The organism is Erwinia sp. S43 (genome assembly GCF_016624745.1).
Lineage (GTDB): Bacteria > Pseudomonadota > Gammaproteobacteria > Enterobacterales > Enterobacteriaceae > Erwinia > Erwinia coffeiphila.
The window spans coordinates 447,673-464,704 of sequence record NZ_JACVTX010000001.1 but is presented as its reverse complement, the minus strand read 5'-3'; the positions used below and the strand labels follow the sequence as shown (position 1 = coordinate 464,704).

General features: G+C 54.7%; 17 protein-coding genes and 1 pseudogene. 7 read left to right on the top strand and 11 right to left on the bottom strand.

Annotated elements, in window-relative coordinates; all coding sequences use genetic code 11:
• Both IBT47_RS02265 and IBT47_RS02260 read left to right on the top strand, forming a co-directional pair.
• Positions 1-575, top strand: a 575-nt coding sequence (locus IBT47_RS02265) for a toxin glutamine deamidase domain-containing protein (RefSeq protein ID WP_255569873.1), incomplete at its 5' end; no start/stop codon positions are given.
• The gene (locus IBT47_RS02260; protein WP_200558965.1) at positions 575-847 is read left to right on the top strand and encodes a YrhB domain-containing protein; all 273 of its coding nucleotides are present in this window, start codon (positions 575-577) and stop codon (positions 845-847) included. The genes IBT47_RS02265 and IBT47_RS02260, both read left to right, overlap by 1 nt.
• A gap of 49 nt (positions 848-896) precedes the next feature.
• On the opposite strand, the gene IBT47_RS02255 is transcribed toward IBT47_RS02260, so the two are convergent.
• Entirely contained in the window at positions 897-1,037 is a 141-nt protein-coding gene (locus IBT47_RS02255) for a hypothetical protein (protein WP_200558964.1), read from the bottom strand.
• A 44-nt stretch (positions 1,038-1,081) separates the two neighbouring features.
• On the opposite strand from IBT47_RS02255, the gene IBT47_RS02250 reads away from it, so the two are divergent.
• Positions 1,082-1,837 (top strand): hypothetical protein, encoded by a 756-nt coding sequence (locus IBT47_RS02250; protein WP_200558963.1) that lies wholly within the window; start codon positions 1,082-1,084, stop codon positions 1,835-1,837.
• On the opposite strand, the pseudogene IBT47_RS02245 reads toward IBT47_RS02250, so the two are convergent.
• Positions 1,767-1,946, bottom strand: a pseudogene (locus IBT47_RS02245) (RNA 2'-phosphotransferase); the annotation flags it as partial. The gene IBT47_RS02250 and the pseudogene IBT47_RS02245 overlap by 71 nt on opposite strands.
• A 108-nt stretch (positions 1,947-2,054) precedes the next feature.
• Here IBT47_RS02245 and fos point away from each other — a divergent pair.
• Positions 2,055-2,453 (top strand): fosfomycin resistance glutathione transferase, encoded by a 399-nt coding sequence (fos, locus tag IBT47_RS02240; RefSeq protein ID WP_200558961.1) that lies wholly within the window; start codon positions 2,055-2,057, stop codon positions 2,451-2,453.
• A gap of 176 nt (positions 2,454-2,629) precedes the next feature.
• On the opposite strand, the gene IBT47_RS02235 is transcribed toward fos, so the two are convergent.
• The 5 genes from IBT47_RS02235 to rstA form a co-directional block, all read right to left on the bottom strand.
• Entirely contained in the window at positions 2,630-3,436 is an 807-nt protein-coding gene (locus IBT47_RS02235; RefSeq protein ID WP_200543611.1) for a serine protease, read from the bottom strand.
• Positions 3,437-3,718: 282 nt separating this feature from the next.
• A complete protein-coding gene (asr, locus tag IBT47_RS02230; RefSeq protein WP_200558960.1) occupies positions 3,719-4,189 on the bottom strand; it encodes an acid resistance repetitive basic protein Asr in 471 nt (156 codons plus the stop codon).
• Positions 4,190-4,361: 172 nt separating this feature from the next.
• The gene (locus tag IBT47_RS02225; RefSeq protein WP_200558959.1) at positions 4,362-5,846 is read right to left on the bottom strand and encodes a carboxypeptidase M32; all 1,485 of its coding nucleotides are present in this window, start codon (positions 5,844-5,846) and stop codon (positions 4,362-4,364) included.
• Between the two features lie 33 nt (positions 5,847-5,879).
• Entirely contained in the window at positions 5,880-7,172 is a 1,293-nt protein-coding gene (gene rstB / locus IBT47_RS02220; protein WP_105594659.1) for a two-component system sensor histidine kinase RstB, read from the bottom strand.
• Positions 7,169-7,897, bottom strand: coding sequence for a two-component system response regulator RstA (rstA, locus tag IBT47_RS02215; RefSeq protein ID WP_105594658.1), 729 nt, complete (start codon positions 7,895-7,897; stop codon positions 7,169-7,171). The genes rstB and rstA overlap by 4 nt, the downstream gene beginning before the upstream one ends.
• 197 nt (positions 7,898-8,094) lie before the next feature.
• Between rstA and IBT47_RS02210 the strand changes: the two genes are divergently transcribed.
• On the top strand, positions 8,095-8,508 hold the full coding sequence (locus tag IBT47_RS02210; RefSeq protein ID WP_105594657.1) for a hypothetical protein: 414 nt from the start codon (positions 8,095-8,097) through the stop codon (positions 8,506-8,508).
• 3 nt (positions 8,509-8,511) lie between these two features.
• On the opposite strand, the gene IBT47_RS02205 is transcribed toward IBT47_RS02210, so the two are convergent.
• A complete protein-coding gene (locus IBT47_RS02205; protein WP_200558958.1) occupies positions 8,512-9,903 on the bottom strand; it encodes an amino acid permease in 1,392 nt (463 codons plus the stop codon).
• Positions 9,904-10,126: 223 nt separating this feature from the next.
• Positions 10,127-11,083 carry a DUF1471 family protein YdgH gene (gene ydgH / locus IBT47_RS02200; protein ID WP_200558957.1) on the bottom strand — a complete coding sequence of 319 codons (957 nt, stop codon included), beginning with the start codon at positions 11,081-11,083 and terminating at the stop codon, positions 10,127-10,129.
• 513 nt (positions 11,084-11,596) lie between these two features.
• On the opposite strand from ydgH, the gene pntA reads away from it, so the two are divergent.
• Both pntA and pntB read left to right on the top strand, forming a co-directional pair.
• Positions 11,597-13,126 (top strand): Re/Si-specific NAD(P)(+) transhydrogenase subunit alpha, encoded by a 1,530-nt coding sequence (pntA, locus tag IBT47_RS02195; RefSeq protein WP_200558956.1) that lies wholly within the window; start codon positions 11,597-11,599, stop codon positions 13,124-13,126.
• An 11-nt stretch (positions 13,127-13,137) separates the two neighbouring features.
• Entirely contained in the window at positions 13,138-14,526 is a 1,389-nt protein-coding gene (pntB, locus tag IBT47_RS02190; RefSeq protein WP_200558955.1) for a Re/Si-specific NAD(P)(+) transhydrogenase subunit beta, read from the top strand.
• A gap of 169 nt (positions 14,527-14,695) precedes the next feature.
• Here the strand turns inward: pntB and IBT47_RS02185 are convergent, their stop codons facing one another.
• Complete coding sequence (locus tag IBT47_RS02185; protein ID WP_200546935.1) at positions 14,696-14,962, bottom strand: DUF2534 family protein; 267 nt, start codon at positions 14,960-14,962, stop codon at positions 14,696-14,698.
• 20 nt (positions 14,963-14,982) lie between these two features.
• Positions 14,983-17,004, bottom strand: coding sequence for a TonB-dependent copper receptor (locus IBT47_RS02180; protein WP_200558954.1), 2,022 nt, complete (start codon positions 17,002-17,004; stop codon positions 14,983-14,985).
• Between the last annotated feature and the right edge of the window lie 28 nt (positions 17,005-17,032).

Below are 17,032 nucleotides of genomic sequence, written 5' to 3'. Positions count from 1 at the left end.
ATGCTACAGCAGACGCGAAAGCGGAGCGCGAGGCGAATGTAAACCGGATTGTTGAAAACTGGGGAGTGAGTAAGGAAGAAGCGGACGGCCTCTATACTGCTATGGCTGGTGTTCATACAACGGCGGCGATTGGTGGTGCGATTTATGGGCTCAAGGGGGCAGGGACAAGTGGAGATACGGCCGGATCTATAAAAAATGTTAATCCCGGATATCCTGAACCGGGCCGGACACATAATTGTGTAAACTGTTCGGTTGCTACAGATGCTACTTTGAGTGGGAATCCTGCATCAGCTTTACCCATTAATCATAATAACGGCGTTCCCCTATCAGTTTTGGAAAAGCAATATGGTACTAAGTTTAGGTATGTTTCTTCATCAGAAACTATTACGCAGCAAATGAAAAATGCAGGACCTGGTTCAAGAGGTATTGTTTTTGGTTCATATGGGCCAGGACAGCCAGGACATGTATTTAATGTTGTAAATCAGAATGGTACAGTTCGGTTCCTTGACGGGCAAACGGGGAAATCTGCCGATCTCAGCCAATTTAAATCATTCCAGTTACTAAGGACAAATTAATGATTAATTTTGATGAAGCTGTAGAAAAAGCGGCCAATTACCTAAAAAATACAGATATTCCGGTTGTTATTACACTTCAAGGACGTTTTTCTGAAGGATGGTTTTTTTGTTTCCAATCGCGAGAGTATCTTGAAACAGGCGATTTTTCTGCTCAGCTTGCAGGTAACGCACCGTTTATAATTGATAAAGATACCGGTGAGATACATGAACTTGGAACTGCATATCCTCTTGAAAAATATCTTCAAGATTATGAAGATAAAAAAGTAATGTAAGTTACAAAAACCCGGCCACCGAGCCGGGATTATTTTATCTGCCGTTCAGTCAGTTACTGGTTTTGCTCTGCGGCCTGCTGATCACCTCAATCATCGCCCTGACCCGCCGCTGCTCACGTGCTGATTCGCGTGCCGTCAGTATCAGATAGCCCGGCATCACCCGCACATCCAGCGGTATTCTGGTGATCAATCCTGTTGCGGTCAGATCACCCTCAGTATGATCGCCCATTCTGGTTGAATAGCGACGATGAAAGCCAGTACCGGGCGCTGCTCAGCAGCGGCAAATCCTTCACCGAACGCTTTACCATCTCGCCAGGCGCGGACCTCACTGCGGAACAGATGGCGCAGGTGACCGCTGACATGGTGCTGATGGTGAACCAGACGGTCACTCTGCCGGATGGCAGTACGCAGGTGGTCAGCGTGCCGAAGCTGTATGCCCGCGTGCAGCCCGGCGATCTGCAGGGCAACGGCACCCTGCTGGCGGGTAACACCGTGCGTATCAACACCGCCGACAAGGTGATTAACAGCGGCAGTATTAATGGCCGCGAGCTGACCGCTGTTTCGGCGGGCAGCCTGCTGAACACCGGCGATATCAGCGGCAACATCACGCAGCTGGTGGCGACCGGAGATATCGTCAACCGGGGCGGGCAGCTGAAAGGCGGCGACCAGTTCACCCTGCAGGCCGGGAATGATATTCTCAGCCTGACCGGCAGCGAACAGCGGGGCAGCGAGAGCTGGCTGGGCCGCCAGGCGGGGATCGGAGTGACGAACGACGGCGGCCTGCTGTCGCTGAACGCGGGTCATGATATTCAGCTGACGGCCAGCGTGGTGAGCAGTCAGGGCCGCGGCAGCACCACCCGGCTGATCGCGGGCAGATATCCAGGCCGTAACGGCCGCGATACAGGGGTAAGGTCAGCCATTACTCAGAAACAAACCGATAAGGAACTGACGCCGTTAACCATACGCCGTTGTCAGCCTGAAAGAATCTAAAGCCCTGTTCGTGCATGGTCTGGGATTGTATTTTTAATACAATCGGTTTCCCGTGACGTTGCCCTACCTGAGTTGCAGTATCTTCATCATATGAAAGATGCACATACCTTCAATTCTGTCCAAACTGACTGAAAACCTATAATGCAGCCTGACGGCAATTAAAACATCATCCATGTTAAATTAATCCCGCTACCTTCCTACCAAAGAGACTCTCCGCATGCTGAACGGACTTAACCACATCACTATCGCCGTTAGCGATGTGACAAAAAGCTTTGATTTTTATGTCAATACGCTCGGTTTTACCCCAAAGGCGAAGTGGGCGCGCGGTGCCTACCTTTCACTGGGTGAGCTGTGGCTGTGCCTTTCTGCTGATAACGTGTTGTGCGGCGGGGATTACACTCACTATGCGTTCAGCATCCGTAGCAATGACTTTGATGAGTTTGCTGTTCGCTTAAGAACGGCGGGCGTGACGGAGTGGAAAATCAACAAAAGTGAAGGGAAGTCCGTCTACTTTTTAGATCCCGACGGGCATAAACTGGAAATTCATGACGGGGATTTGAACAGCCGCTTAATGGCCTGCCGCGACCAACCCTATGAGGGGATGACATTTTTCTGATTCCAGGCGGGGAATGGAGCCTTGTGGCTGGCCGAGATGGCACAAATGAAATCGGATATTGGGGCCAGTTTAACGCTGGCCCCAATTGACGGTCTGTACGTTTTCCCTGCGGTCCTGCTGAAATTTCAACAGTCCAGGCGATGCGGAGGCTTGCAAAAAGTCCAAGGCTTCATCGCCTATTTAGCCAGCTCTTCCAGACTATCGCGAAATGCCGTTACGGCAATAGCGCGGTTATCGGCCAGATAGCGATCTTTCGGCGCAGGGGCAGAGCTTTGTACTGCAATCAGCTGCCAGTCGCCGTTAACCTTCAGCAGCAGCGGGGAGCCGCTGTCTCCCGGCAGTGTATCGCACTGGTGCGACAGCACCGTTTTCTGCGCCCAGCCGGTGATCAGGCAGTCGTTATGCGAATAAAGCGTATCCAGGTGATCTTCCGGATAACCCGCCTGAGTCACTTTGCGACCGGTTGCCTTCAGCGCTGCGGTCATTTCACTGCGTGTACCGGCAAACAGCGGCAGCGGCACAATACCGGATGGAGGATTACGTAAAATAATCAGCCCGAAATCGTAGGGCGCTGCAGAAGCCGGAACAATCCAGCCATCGCCATCGGCCTTCAGTTTTTTCCCCAGCGTTGGATTCACCCGGCCTTCAATATCGTGAATTTCATAGCGCCATTTACCGTTATTGCCGGCGACAAAACGCAGCGCGATAGCTTTATCCAGTTTACCCGGCGGTGCCAGCAGGCAGTGGCCGGCGGTCAGGGCAAGGTGAGGAGAGATCAGCGTAGCACTACACAAATTGCCACTGGCCGTTTCAAGCTGTCCGATCGCTTCCCACGGCTGGCTGGCGGTATTGCTGACCGGCAGACGGTCATCTTTACCAAAAAACAGCGTCTTGGTGTCGGCTTCACTTTGGGCATCATCATCGGCGTGAGTACAGAACGAAAAGGAGAGGAAACCCATTAATAACACAGCAGTCAGGCGCATATTTCTCTCGGGCTGGAGAAGCATTAAAGGTGATTACGCTAATGCAGTAACTATAGACGGATAGCGCTTAAAAAGGGAGATTAATTTGGAATATCAGCACGCTACAGGGTTCAGATGTAGAAGCTGGCGGCAATCACACCGCAAAGGATCATCACAACCAGAATAATTTCGAATAAATAGCGGCGCACCATCATCCGAGACTCCGGGAAAGAAACACCCGGATAATCCGGGTGTTTGAGTTAAGGATCTTGTTTCGGGCGGCTGTCCGCCCGTCTGCAAAAATTACGCTTTAGGAGCAGCGGCTTTCTTGGCAGCTTTGTGGTGTTTTTTAGCAGCCTGAGCTTTCTGAGCTACTGGTTTCTTAGCGGCTTTGTGGTGCTTTTTAGCAGCCTGAGCTTTCTGAGCTACTGGCTTCTTAGCAGCTTTGTGGTGCTTTTTAGCAGCCTGCGCTTTCTGAGCTACTGGTTTCTTAGCAGCTTTGTGGTGCTTTTTAGCAGCCTGAGCTTTCTGCGCTACTGGCTTCTTAGCGGCTTTGTGATGCTTTTTAGCTGCCTGCGCTTTCTGCTCGGTCGCTTTCTTGTGTTTTTTGTGATGTTTAGCGGTTGCTTTAGCCGGAGCTGGCGCCGCAGTTGTGGTGGTGGCAGCAGCGGCAGCTGGTGCGGTGGTAGCTGGGGCAGCTGTGGTCTCAGCAGCGAAAGCAACTGAAGACAGACCCATTGCAGCGGCTACAACCAGAGCAAATAATTTTTTCATTGCAAAACCCTCAAATGTTTATTCATGTGTCAGCCCACTGCGGGGCCGGTGAGTAAACTATATGAGAACGGGACGGGCGCTTCAGTGAGTGATTGGTATCGGCGTGTAACCGAATGTACAAAGGGGAATGCGATAGTCGCATTCCCCTTGAAGGCCTGTAACAACGGTGGGTTTACTTCAGATAACGGCTTTCAAGATGCTGGCGGAACCAGATCGGGTTGAGGTCCTCTCCGGTGGCATTTTCTACCAGCTGGCGGGTGGAGAAACGGCTGCCGTGCTGCCAGATATTCTGCTGAAGCCAGTTAAACACCGGCTGCAGATCGCCCTGGGCAATCAGTTCATTAACCTGAGGAATCGCACGCTTGAGCGCCTGGAACAGCTGCGCGGCGTACATTGCACCCAGCGTATAGGTCGGGAAGTAGCCGAAGGCACCGTCGGTCCAGTGGATATCCTGCATACAGCCGTCGCGATAGTTCCCGGCAGTATTAATACCGAGCCAGTGCTGCATTTTTTCCTGCCACAGCGTGGGGATATCGTCGACCTCAATCTCTCCGGCAATCAGTGCGCGCTCAATCTCATAGCGCAGGATCACGTGAGCCGGATAGCTGACCTCATCGGCATCCACGCGGATCAGGCCCGGTTTCACCCGCTGGTTTAGCGCAATAAAGTTGGTGGTCTCCATGCCCGGGCGATCGCCCAGCAGCTGTACCGCCAGCGGCTGGATCAGGCTGAGGAACTCCGGGCTGCGGCCCAGCTGCTTCTCAAAGAACAGGCTCTGTGACTCATGAATAGCGGTTGAGCGCGCCAGAGCCACAGGCTGATCGGCCCACTGCTGCGGCAGATTCTGCTCATAGCGCGCGTGGCCGGTCTCGTGGATCACGCCCATCATCGCGCTGATAAATTCATCGCTTTTGTAGCGGGTGGTGATACGGACATCCTGCGGTACACCGCCGCAGAACGGATGTGCGCTAACGTCCAGGCGACCGGCGTTAAAATCAAAGCCCAGCAGCTTCATTATCGCCAGCCCCAGCTCTTTCTGCTGTTGCTGCGGGAAAGGCCCTACAGGAGCGATCACCGTTTCTTTCGCCTGCTGGTCGACGATTTTTTGCAGCAGTTCCGGCAGCCACTGCTTAAGATCGCCGAAAGTACTATCCAGCTTCGCGCTGGTCATGCCCGGCTCGAAGACGTCCAGCAGCGCGTCATAGCGCGAACAGCCGTTGGCCTGCGCCCGAATTTCAGCTTCCTCGCGGCTGAGTTTCACCACCTCTTTCAGATTGGCGGAGAACCCCTGCCAGTCGTTGGCGGGGCGCTGCTGACGCCATGCATGTTCGCAGCGGGAACCGGCGATGGATTTAGCTTCCACCAGCGAGGCGGGCAGCAGAGAGGCCTGCTGCCAGGCGCGGTGCATTTCGTACAGATTTGCCTGCGCCACATCGTCCAGATCTTCCTGCTTCGCCTGGTCCAGCCATTCGCCCACCTGTTTTGCCGTCAGGATTTCATGGCGCAGCACGCTTAGCTCCGCCAGTGCTTCACCGCGCGCGCGGCTGCCGCCTGCGGGCATCATGGTTTGCATATCCCAGCCGGTAATTGCAGCAAGATGACCAAAGCGTGAAAGGCGCTGAAAGGTTCGGGTCAGATTCGCGTAAGCAGATGACATACTATTCCTTAATAAGAGGAGAGTTCAGACGCCTCAGGCGTCGCGCAAAGGGTGATTAATTGGCCAGCAGAAGCGCACGCTGGCGCCGCCGAGCGGGCTGCTGTCGATGGTGACGTAGCCGCCAAACGCCTGTGCCACAGAGTGAACAATCGCCAGCCCCAGGCCGCAGCCGCCGGTAGCGCGATCGCGGCTGGGATCGAGCCGCACAAAGGGTTCGAATACCCGTTCGCGTTCTTCCTGTGGAATGCCGGGGCCGTCATCCTCCACCTGCAGGCAGGCAATGTCGCCGTCAAACCACAGTCCAACGCGCAGCCGCTTGTCGGCATAGCGCAGGGCGTTATTCACCAGATTGTCCAGCACGCGTTCCATCAGACGGGTATCGGCCACGCCGTGATTTTCACGCTGCGGAGTATCCAGCGCGATTTCGGTATCGGGATTGACCAGGCGCATATCCTGCAGCCGTTCGTGCAACCACTGTGCCAGATCGAGTGATTGCAGATTCAGCTCCACGCGCGGACGATCGAGGCGCGCGTAGGTCAGCAGCTCTTCGATTAGCGCCTCCAGCTGGCCAATATCCCGGTTGAGTGCCGCAGATTCCGCCTCACTGAGGTTATCGCTCATTTCCAGACGATAGCGCAAACGCACCAGCGGAGTGCGCAGTTCATGGGCGATGCCGTCGATCAGCTGCTTCTTGCTGGCGACCAACGTATTGATATTGTCAGCCATCTGGTTAAAGGCTACCCCCAGCCGCAGCAGGCTGGAGGCACTGTCAAAATGGATACGCTCGTCAAGATGGCCCTGACCGAAGCGCTGTGCGGCATTCTCCAGCTTCAGCATGTCTTGCCAGTGCGGGCGCATCCAGATAAACACCGGTAACGCCAAAGATATACCGATAAAGGCCAGCAGCGCGATATCCAGCAGGCGCATTTCGTGCAAATAGAACAGATACGGGATCGGGCCGACCGCCAGCACATAGTGGCTGCGCGGAATGTGCTGCAGGAAAGTGTATTCGTCGTCAAGCGCGACAATTTCCCCCGCGCGCAGGCGGCGCAGCGTCGGCGGATCGAGCTGATATTTGCTCATCGGCTCGATGTGCAGCTTAAAGGAAAGGTTGAGGTCGAGGTTATTAATGGTGCGGTTCCAGTCGCGCGGGGGGATCTCCCGCAGTTCGCTGCGCATCAGATACAGCGAACTCTTCATTAAATCGTCCATCGACTGGCGACCGGCGCGTTCGGCGGTGAATTTGTACACCAGCCCGACCAGCATCGCCATCACCAGGAAGCAGACAAACAGCAGCAGATAAAACTGAATAAACAGCTTTCTCATTGGGCATCCCAGGCGTGCGGAGCGAACAGGTAGCCTTTATTACGGATGGTTTTAATCCGGTACGGTTCGGTGGCGCTATCCAGCAGTTTTTTACGCAGGCGCGAAATCGCCACGTCAATGCTGCGATCCATGCCGTCGTAGCTGACGCCGCGCAGGGTTTTCAGCAGGGCATCGCGGTTAAGAATTGTTCCGGCATGGGTTGCCAGCTCCCACAGCAGATCGAAGTCGGCGGTGGAAAGAGCAATAATTTCACCGGAAAGCGTCACCTGGCGGTTAACCGGATCGATGCTCAGCGTGCCGAAGCGCAGGCCTTTCTGGCTGGAAACCGCAGGAGCGATCTCTTCACCCTGGGTTTTGCTCCCGGCCTGGCGCAGATGCAGCCGCAGACGCGCCAGCAGAACCGCCGGTGGCGTGGTTTTGAGAATATAATCATTCGCACCCATCTCCAGCGACAGAATATGGTTCATGTCGCTGTCGAGTGAGGTCAGCAGCACAACCGGGCCAGACCAGTCACCGCTGCTGCGGATATCGCGGCAAAGCGTCATCCCGTCCTTGCCGGGTAGCATAATATCCAGCATGACAAGGTCCGGGTTAGTGGCAGCGATCGTTGCTTCAGCCCTGTCTCCACGGCTTTCCACAATGACCTCAATATCGTGTCTTCCCAGATAGGCGGCAATCAGCTCGCCTACATCTTTGTCGTCTTCAACAAATACTATTTTATTCATGATGCGGTATATCGGGCCGTAGATGGCACTAGCTTATCCTTTCTCAGGGGCAACGCCTATTAACCTGTGCTAAATCGTCGGAAAAACGCCTCGGAGAATCCTTACATCTGTTAATCTAATGAATGTAGTATAATGTCGGTCGAGTATGTCATTATAAGCGTAAGGGCTGTTTTGACGTGTAACGAAAAGGAGGAAGGGTGTCAGAAACTAAGCTGGCTGCAGTAGGGCACAATGACCCTGTCTGTATAAATTATATCGATTTCCTTTCCGCTTCCTGTAAGAAACGCTGGAGTTTTGTTGATGCGATTTACGGCGTTATCCCGTTTTTTGGCATCATTACCCGCAAAACGGCAGCTGCCCCTCGCGCCGCACCGGAATGCCTCAAAGACCTCGCGCTGCAGATTATCTCTACTCAGGTCAGTGATGAAATCAATATCGTTCGCCTGATAACTCTTGCGCAACAGCAGCAAATTGCCCGCTTTGAAATTCTTCTGCCTTATCCGCTATCAGAATCTCAGCTGACCACCGTGCGTCAGGAGTATGCCCGTCCGCTGGAACTCCAGCAGCAGGACGACCGACTGCATATCGCCATCCCGCCGCTGTCCCACTGACGGCTACTGCATCAGCATCCAGGCTGCCGGAAGGGCGGCCAGGACCAGTACTCCCATTGCCATCTTCTCGACAGGCTTCAGCGCCGTCAGAGCCTGTCCCTTACGGCGGGCAAACAGAAACAGCAGCATTCCCGGCGCGTAAAGCACCACCGACAGCAGCAAATGCAGTGGCCCGGAAGCGAAGAGCAGCCACAGACCGTAAAGGCTCGCGCCGATAGCAACTGCCGTCACGGCGGGTTGGCCCTTGCGATACGCCAGCTTGAATAAATAGGCACCTACCAGGAAGTAAGGCACCAGAATCATCTCTGAAGCGATAGTCAGCAGCGTATTGTAGTCTGCCCCGGTCAGCCAGATCAGGATCAGGCACAGCTGGACGCAGCCGTTGGTCAGCCACAGTGACGCGGCAGGTGCGCCCCGTGCATTCTGCCGACTGAGGAGACGGGGGAACGCCCCGTGCTGGGCGGCAATCATCGGGACTTCCGCTGCCATAATCGTCCAACTGAGGTAGGCACCGCAGACGGAGACTATCAGACCGCTGACGATAATCAGGTTGCCCCAGGGGCCAATCAGCGAAGTCATCAGTCCCGCGACCGAAGGGTTGCGCATGTCAGCCAGTTCAGCGCGCGGCACCACGCCGAGCGAGAGTAGCGTCACCAGCAGATACACGAACAGTGCAGCCACCACCGCCAGGAGCGTCGCGCGGCCGACATCCCGCTTGTTGCGCGCGCGGGAAGAAACCACCACCGCGCCCTCAACGCCAATAAATACCCACAGGGTGATCAGCATGGTGTCTTTAACCTGCTGCCACACCGGTTTACCCAGCGACAGTCCACTGAAATCGATGCGGAAGCGATCGTAGTTGAAAGCGGCAATCGCCAGCACCACAAACAGCCCGAGCGGCAGCAGCTTGCCGAGTGTGGCGGCCAGATTAATCCCGGCAGCGGTCTGTACGCCGCGCAGCACCAGGGCATGGACACCCCACAGCAGCACGGAGGCACCCAGCATTGCCTGCCAGGTATTGCCATCGCCAAATACAATGTGGCCCGGCGAATCGGTAAAGAAACTCATCGCGGAAAAAACGATAACCAGGTACGACACGTTGGCGATCACCGCGCACAGCCAGTAACCCCAGGCGGAGCAGAAGCCAATCAGCTCACCGAAACCCGCCTGCGCATAGGTAAAGATCCCGCCATCCAGTTCTGGTTTTATTCGGGTCAGCAGCAGCATTGCCGTGGCCAGCAGCAAAATGCCCACACCGGTAATACCCCAGCCGATCAGCAATGCTGCCGGACTGGCTACCGCTGCCATATTTTGCGGCAGGCTGAAAACGCCTGCACCGAGCATAGAGCTGAGTACCAGCGCGGTCAGAGCGGTAAGCCCTAGTTTTTTGTCCAAAAATGACTCCAGAAACAGAATAAAAAGCCAGTTAAATCGATTGGTGTGAATTTTAATCAGGGTTAATGTGCGATTGTGCGAACGATAGCCCTGTAAAAGGAGGGCGATTTTACGGAGTGAGGAGGAGGGATGCAATGATTTACTATGCACAAATCACAGCGGATTATTCACCAATAAAAAGGGCAGCCCGAAGGCTGCCCGCGTTGCAGACTGTTTTAGCTTATTACCTGAACAGGTCAGCACTGACAGTCAGGTTACCGCCGCTCTGATTAGACCACTGGCGAGTCACGTGGTAGTACTTCGCACCTTTGGCAATCGCGCGCTTACCGACTTCTTCCGAAATTTCGGTTGGGGTGCTGAAGTGGCCGGTGAAGGTTACGCTGTCAAACGGCTGCATCTGTGCTGCCGTGATGGCGTTCACTTCCTGCACGCTCTTACCGTTTGGTAGGGTGACAGTGTAACGCTGACCGGACGTGGTCTGCGTTTCAAAGAAACGACCGACATTTTTGCTTGGTGTATCGGAGGACGCGACACCCGGGATCTCAACGTTTTTCGCTGCAGCACCACCGGCGGCCAGCGCGGCTTTACCGGCTTCGGAATCCGCAGGGATCAGATTCGACGACTCCTGCACCACACGTTTTGGTGCGTCGGCTTTATAGATATAGGCGGTGATCATCTGGTTGCCGCCGTTGTTGGTATCGATCTGGCGAATAATAAAGAAGGATGCCGCACCTTTATCTTTCGCTGAACGACTGATGGCGTCGTTGACGTCCGGCTGGCTGCGGAAGAAACCGCTGGCGCTGACCGTGTCATACGGTTCCAGCGAGTAGGCTTCCGATTTAGTCAGTTCGCGCACGCCGTTGATCACGCGATCTTTATTCTTCACTGCTTCCGGTGCATCTGCGTGATACAGGTCGGCAGTCACGTTCCAGTTGCCACCGTTGCCGTTGGTGTCGTTGATGCCCTGAATGTAGTAGGAGGCGGCACCCATCGCATCAGCACGTTTAGATACTGCGCTGCTGGCTTCGTTAATGGCATTAAAACGGCCATTGATGGTGATCCGATCAAACGGTTTCAGCGCGGCGGCTTTCTCCGGCGTCAGTTCCTGTGCCGCATGGACTGCGGTTAATGATGTGAGTGACAACAGGGCTGATGCCAGGATGGTGTTCTTCAGCTTCATAAAAATAATCCTTCGCCTTACGCAAAATGAGTACGAAAACGTGCTGGAGTCTTGATGTTCAACAGATTAGTCCACGATTATTGCATGTAATAATGCCTCTGTCTCAGCCATTTTTTATGGTTTTATGTGGGTGGGTATTCCGTTTTTTGGAATAGTCAGGAAAGCTTGCTGAATCGAGTCATTTTTTCAGTCCATACCACTTATGCAGGTAATAGCTACCACTTTACTCGTTAATGTATTGTTAATTAATGGTATTTGATAAGAATACACTGAGAATGTTAAATTTTTTCGTAGCAGATTATCGTTGGTTTAGCGCGAAATTCAGGTCCAATATAGGGTTGAACCGGGTCTGATTTGAATTTTTATAGGTAAAGTGCGCCGCAGTGCTCGTGGTGGCTGGATCGGAACACACATTTTCAGTAGGTTATAAACAGTTTGAAACAAGATGGTTTCGGTCATATGGGCCGGAGCAGTATCAACAAACCGTCATACTCTCTGATGAAAGGGAAGAATATGCTTATTGGTATTACCAAAGAACGGTTGGCAAACGAAGCCCGTGTGGCAGCAACACCGAAAACGGTGGAACAGCTGTTATCACTTGGCTTCAGTGTCACCGTAGAAAGCGGTGCGGGCCAGCTCGCCAGCTTTGACGATGCAGCCTATGTTGCTGCCGGTGCAACGATCGCTGATACGGTTAACGTCTGGCAGTCGGATATCGTGCTGAAGGTTAATGCGCCGAACGATGAAGAGATCGCCCTGACGCGTGAAGGCAGTACGCTGGTCAGCTTTATCTGGCCTGCACAGAACCCGGCGCTGCTGGAAAAACTGGCAGCGCGTAAAGTCACCGTGATGTCGATGGATGCGGTGCCGCGTATTTCCCGCGCTCAGTCGCTGGATGCCCTCAGCTCGATGGCTAACATCGCCGGTTACCGTGCGATTGTGGAAGCCGCTCACGAGTTTGGCCGCTTCTTTACCGGACAAATCACCGCAGCGGGCAAAGTACAGCCTGCCAAAGTGATGGTGATCGGTGCCGGTGTCGCCGGTCTGGCAGCGATCGGTGCCGGGCGCAGCCTGGGCGCAATCGTTCGCGCCTTCGATACCCGCCCGGAAGTGAAAGAGCAGGTGCAAAGTATGGGCGCCGAATTCCTCGAGCTGGACTTCGAGGAAGAAGCGGGCAGCGGCGACGGTTATGCGAAGGTGATGTCAGAAGCCTTTATTAAGGCAGAGATGGCACTGTTTGCGGCTCAGGCTGCGGAAGTGGACATTATCGTCACCACCGCCCTGATCCCGGGCAAACCTGCGCCGAAGCTGATTACCGCTGACATGGTTGCTTCGATGAAACCGGGCAGCGTGATCGTCGATCTGGCGGCGCAAACCGGCGGCAACTGTGAACTGACCGTGGCAGATAAAGTCACCGTTACCCCGAACGGCGTGAAGATTATCGGCTACACCGATCTGCCAAGCCGTCTGCCGACGCAGTCTTCCCAGCTCTACGGTACTAACCTGGTTAACCTGCTGAAGTTGCTGTGCAAAGAGAAGAACGGCGAGATTACTATCGACTTCGACGATGTCGTGGTGCGAGGCGTGACCGTAATTCGCGATGGCGAAGTGACCTGGCCCGCACCGCCGATTCAGGTTTCCGCTGCGCCTAAAGCGGCTAAAGCTGAAGTGAAAATTGAAGAAGAGGTGAAAAAACCGGCTTCTCCACTGCGTAAGTATCTGCTGCTGGCGCTGGCTATCGTCCTGTTTGGCTGGCTGGCTAACGTTGCGCCGCCGGAGTTCCTCTCGCACTTTACCGTGTTCGCGCTCTCCTGCGTGGTGGGTTACTACGTGGTGTGGAACGTCAGCCATGCGTTGCATACTCCGCTGATGTCGGTAACCAATGCGATTTCCGGGATTATCGTTATCGGTGCGGTACTGCAAATTGGTCACGGCGGCTGGGTCAGCTTCCTGTCGTTTATCGCGGTGCTGATCGCCAGCATCAATATCTTTGGTGGCTTCACCGTCACCCAGCGCATGCTGAAAATGTTCCGTAAAAACTGAGGGGTTTGTCCATGTCTGGCGGATTAGTGACTGCAGCATATATTGTTGCTGCGATCCTGTTTATTTGCAGCCTTGCCGGGCTGTCTAAACATGAAACCTCGAAACAGGGGAATATCTTCGGCATCAGCGGTATGGCGCTGGCGCTGGTAGCGACTATCTTCGGCCCGGATTCTGGCAATATTGCCTTGGTGCTGCTTGCGATGGTCATTGGTGGGGCAATCGGTATCCGTCTGGCGAAGAAGGTTGAGATGACCGAAATGCCGGAGCTGGTGGCGGTGCTGCACAGTTTCGTTGGCCTGGCGGCGGTACTGGTTGGCTTTAACAGCTATCTGGACCACGCGCCTGGTCTGCTGCCGGTGATGGAGAACATCCATCTGACCGAAGTCTTTATCGGCATCTTTATCGGTGCGGTAACCTTTACCGGTTCGATTGTGGCGTTTGGTAAGCTGCGCGGGAAAATCTCCTCGCGTCCGCTGATGCTGCCGCATCGCCACAAGCTGAACCTGCTGGCGCTGGTGGTTTCCTTCCTGCTGCTGATCCTGTTTGTGCGTTCAGAAAGCGTGGGTGCTCAAGGCTTCGCGCTGTTGGTGATGACGCTGATCGCCCTGGCGTTCGGCTGGCATCTGGTGGCATCTATCGGCGGTGCCGATATGCCGGTAGTGGTATCGATGCTGAACTCCTACTCGGGCTGGGCGGCAGCGGCAGCGGGCTTTATGCTCAGCAACGACCTGCTGATCGTGACCGGTGCGCTGGTGGGTTCGAGCGGTGCAATCCTCTCCTACATTATGTGTAAGGCGATGAACCGTTCGTTTATCAGCGTGATCGCCGGCGGCTTCGGTACTGACAGCAGCTCAACCGGTGAAAGCGAAGAGATGGGCGAATACCGCGAGATCGATGCTGCGGGCACCGCAGAACTGCTGAAAAGCTCTAACTCGGTGATCATCACCCCGGGTTACGGTATGGCGGTTGCGCAGGCTCAGTATCCGGTGGCTGAAATCGCCGAGAAACTGCGCGCGCGCGGCATCTCCGTACGTTTCGGTATTCACCCGGTTGCCGGTCGTCTGCCTGGCCACATGAACGTACTGCTTGCCGAAGCGAAAGTTCCTTACGATATCGTGCTGGAAATGGACGAAATCAATGATGACTTCGCTTCTACCGATACCGTGCTGGTTATCGGCGCTAACGACACCGTGAACCCGGCCGCGCAGGAAGATCCGCGCAGCCCGATCGCCGGCATGCCGGTGCTGGAAGTGTGGAAAGCGCAAAACGTGGTGGTATTCAAACGTTCAATGAATACCGGTTACGCAGGCGTGCAGAACCCGCTGTTCTTTAAAGAGAACACCCAGATGCTGTTCGGTGATGCGAAAGCGACCGTAGATGCCATTCTGAAAGCGCTGTAAGCCACTCAGGCTTTGGGGCGACATGACCTGAAGCCTGAGAATAGCGGAAAGTAACAGGGGCGACCTTTAACCGGTCGCCCCTTTTTTATTGTCCGTTTTAAATCCGCACCTCAGGAGAGAGGAGCGGATTCCCGCAATGAGTCAAAGCAGGTGCTCAGTACGGCATGAGCTATTGTTTCTGCTCGGGGTCCTGGGTACCGATAAAGAAGTACCAGAGCGGGATGGAAAACAGCAGGGTGAAGACGCTGCTGTAAATCGTGATCATAAAGAATTCCGAAATATACAGCTCTACCGGCCAGGTAGAAAACGGCATGTTGTATTCCTGAATGGCTCCGCCGATGATCGCTCGGGTCATGATAATGGCAACGACAATGAAAACGCAGGCCTGGGCGGTCAGAAAATTCCTTCTCTTTTTGCCCGGTGGTAAAAACGCCATAAAAAACTCCTGTATGCTGTTCAGAACTTCACGTTAACTTTTGCCCACCAGGTACGACCTGGCTCGTTAACCGGGGTATTAGACGAGTAACCAAAGCTGCTGTTACCCGCCAGATTCAGATGTTCGCTATACGCCTGATTGAAAATATTATCAACGCCAGCGCTCAGCTTAAGCTGCGGATTAAACTGCCAGGCCGCATTGGCGGAAAAGATGCTGAACCCGGCACTGCGGCCAAAATCTTTGCCGACCACATTTCCCTGATTCAGCGCGATGCGATCCTGATGGCTGACCATCCGCAGCAGGGCGCTGGTGCTGAACGGTCCATTTTCCCAACCCAGCCCGAGCCGGGCATCCAGCGGCGGCATCTGCGGCAGAGCCGTGTTATCACTGCGATTTTTGCCCCACGCCCACGCCAGGCTGGCATCCGTCGACCAGTGTTCGGTCAGCTGGTAACGGTAGCCAGCTTCTGCACCCATAATCGTGGCGTCAACGTTGCTTGCCCGGCTCAAACTGCTGTTATCCGCATCGTAATTAAACAGAATAAAATCGTTCACCCGGCCAACGTAGGCGGAGAGCCAGCCATCAAGATGTTCACCGGAATACATGGCGCCGAAGTCCAGCTGGGTGGTTTTTTCGGGTTTAACCGTATCAAACGCCGCTGAAAGGCCATCTGCGCCGGTGGTGGGCGAAAATAACTCCCAGTAATCCGGGAAGCGCTCGGTATAACCGACGCCAGCATACAGCATCAACGGCACGTCGTTGAGCGTATGTTCCAAACGCATAAATCCGGCCGGCAGCGTATCGCTACGTTCGCCTTCACCACGGGCGCTGAAATTATCCACCCACGTGCGATCCAGTCGTGCACCACCCACGATTTTGTCCTGTTCGCTCGCCGACCAGCTCAGCTCACTGAACATGCCGACGTCGTGGAAGCGGGCATCTTTACTCCAGTCATCGCCACTGCGCTGGCGGTGGGTGCTGGTCTGCATATCCAGACCGCTTTCTAGTTTAACATCGCCCAGCATCAGCGTGGCCATCGCCCGCCCGCCAACGGTACGGCGGTCGAGCCTGCCCGTCATGCCGCTGCTCATATCCATACCGCCCATCGCCATGTCAACCATGCTGCCCATTCCGGCCGTCGGTGAGCGCAGGGTGATATTATCCATAATATGGTCGGCATAGTTGTAATAAATTTGTGCCTCAACTTTATCCAGCACTTCGCCGATGTTCGATTTCTCGAAGCGCAGGCCGAGGCTTTCACGCTTAAACTGTGAACCGTCCATACTGCGACCGGCGTAGCGGGCCTCGCCGTTGCCGCGCCCGGCGCTCAACTCCAGCAACGTATCGGTATCAGGCGTCCAGCCCAGCGCGATATCGGCATTCCATTTATCCCAACGAGAAGCAACGCGATCGCCGTTACCGTCTTTGTAGTCATCCGAACGCGATTTGTTACCCAGCAGGCGCAGATAGCCCTGTTCACTGCCGAGGCTGAGATCCGCATTCTGATCGTAGCGATGGTTTGATGCGGCCAGCAGGCTGGCATCGCCTTTGATCCCTGTCTCTTTGAACTGCGGCGGCTGGCGCTCAAAGCGGATGGTTCCGGCGGAGTTTCCCGGTCCCCAGAGTACGGTTTGCGGCCCCTTGGTGATACTGAGTAAATCGAAGCTTTCCGGTGAAATATAGGACGTTGGTGCATCCATTCGCGCCGGGCAGGCCCCCGGCATTTCTCCGCCGTCGGTGAGGATACGCAGGCGTGAGCCAAACATCCCGCGAAATACCGGATCGCCGTTGGTGCCGCCGTTGCGTACCTGAGCAAAACCGGGAATGGTTTTCAGATAGTCGGAACCGTCGCTGGCAGGAACCGGCTGGCGTGGCGTTTTGGGAGATGTCACCACGTTCAGCGGATTAGACAGCGGTGCCGTTACGGTAATCACTGCATCCTCGTTCACGATGGGATGATGAGGATCGGAGGCAGCCTGGCTTTGGCATGCGATGGAAATAGCCGCACTCAGCAGTGAGCTGCGCAGGGGAAATGTATTCATTTATTATTCCTGTTTTAACCATCAACGC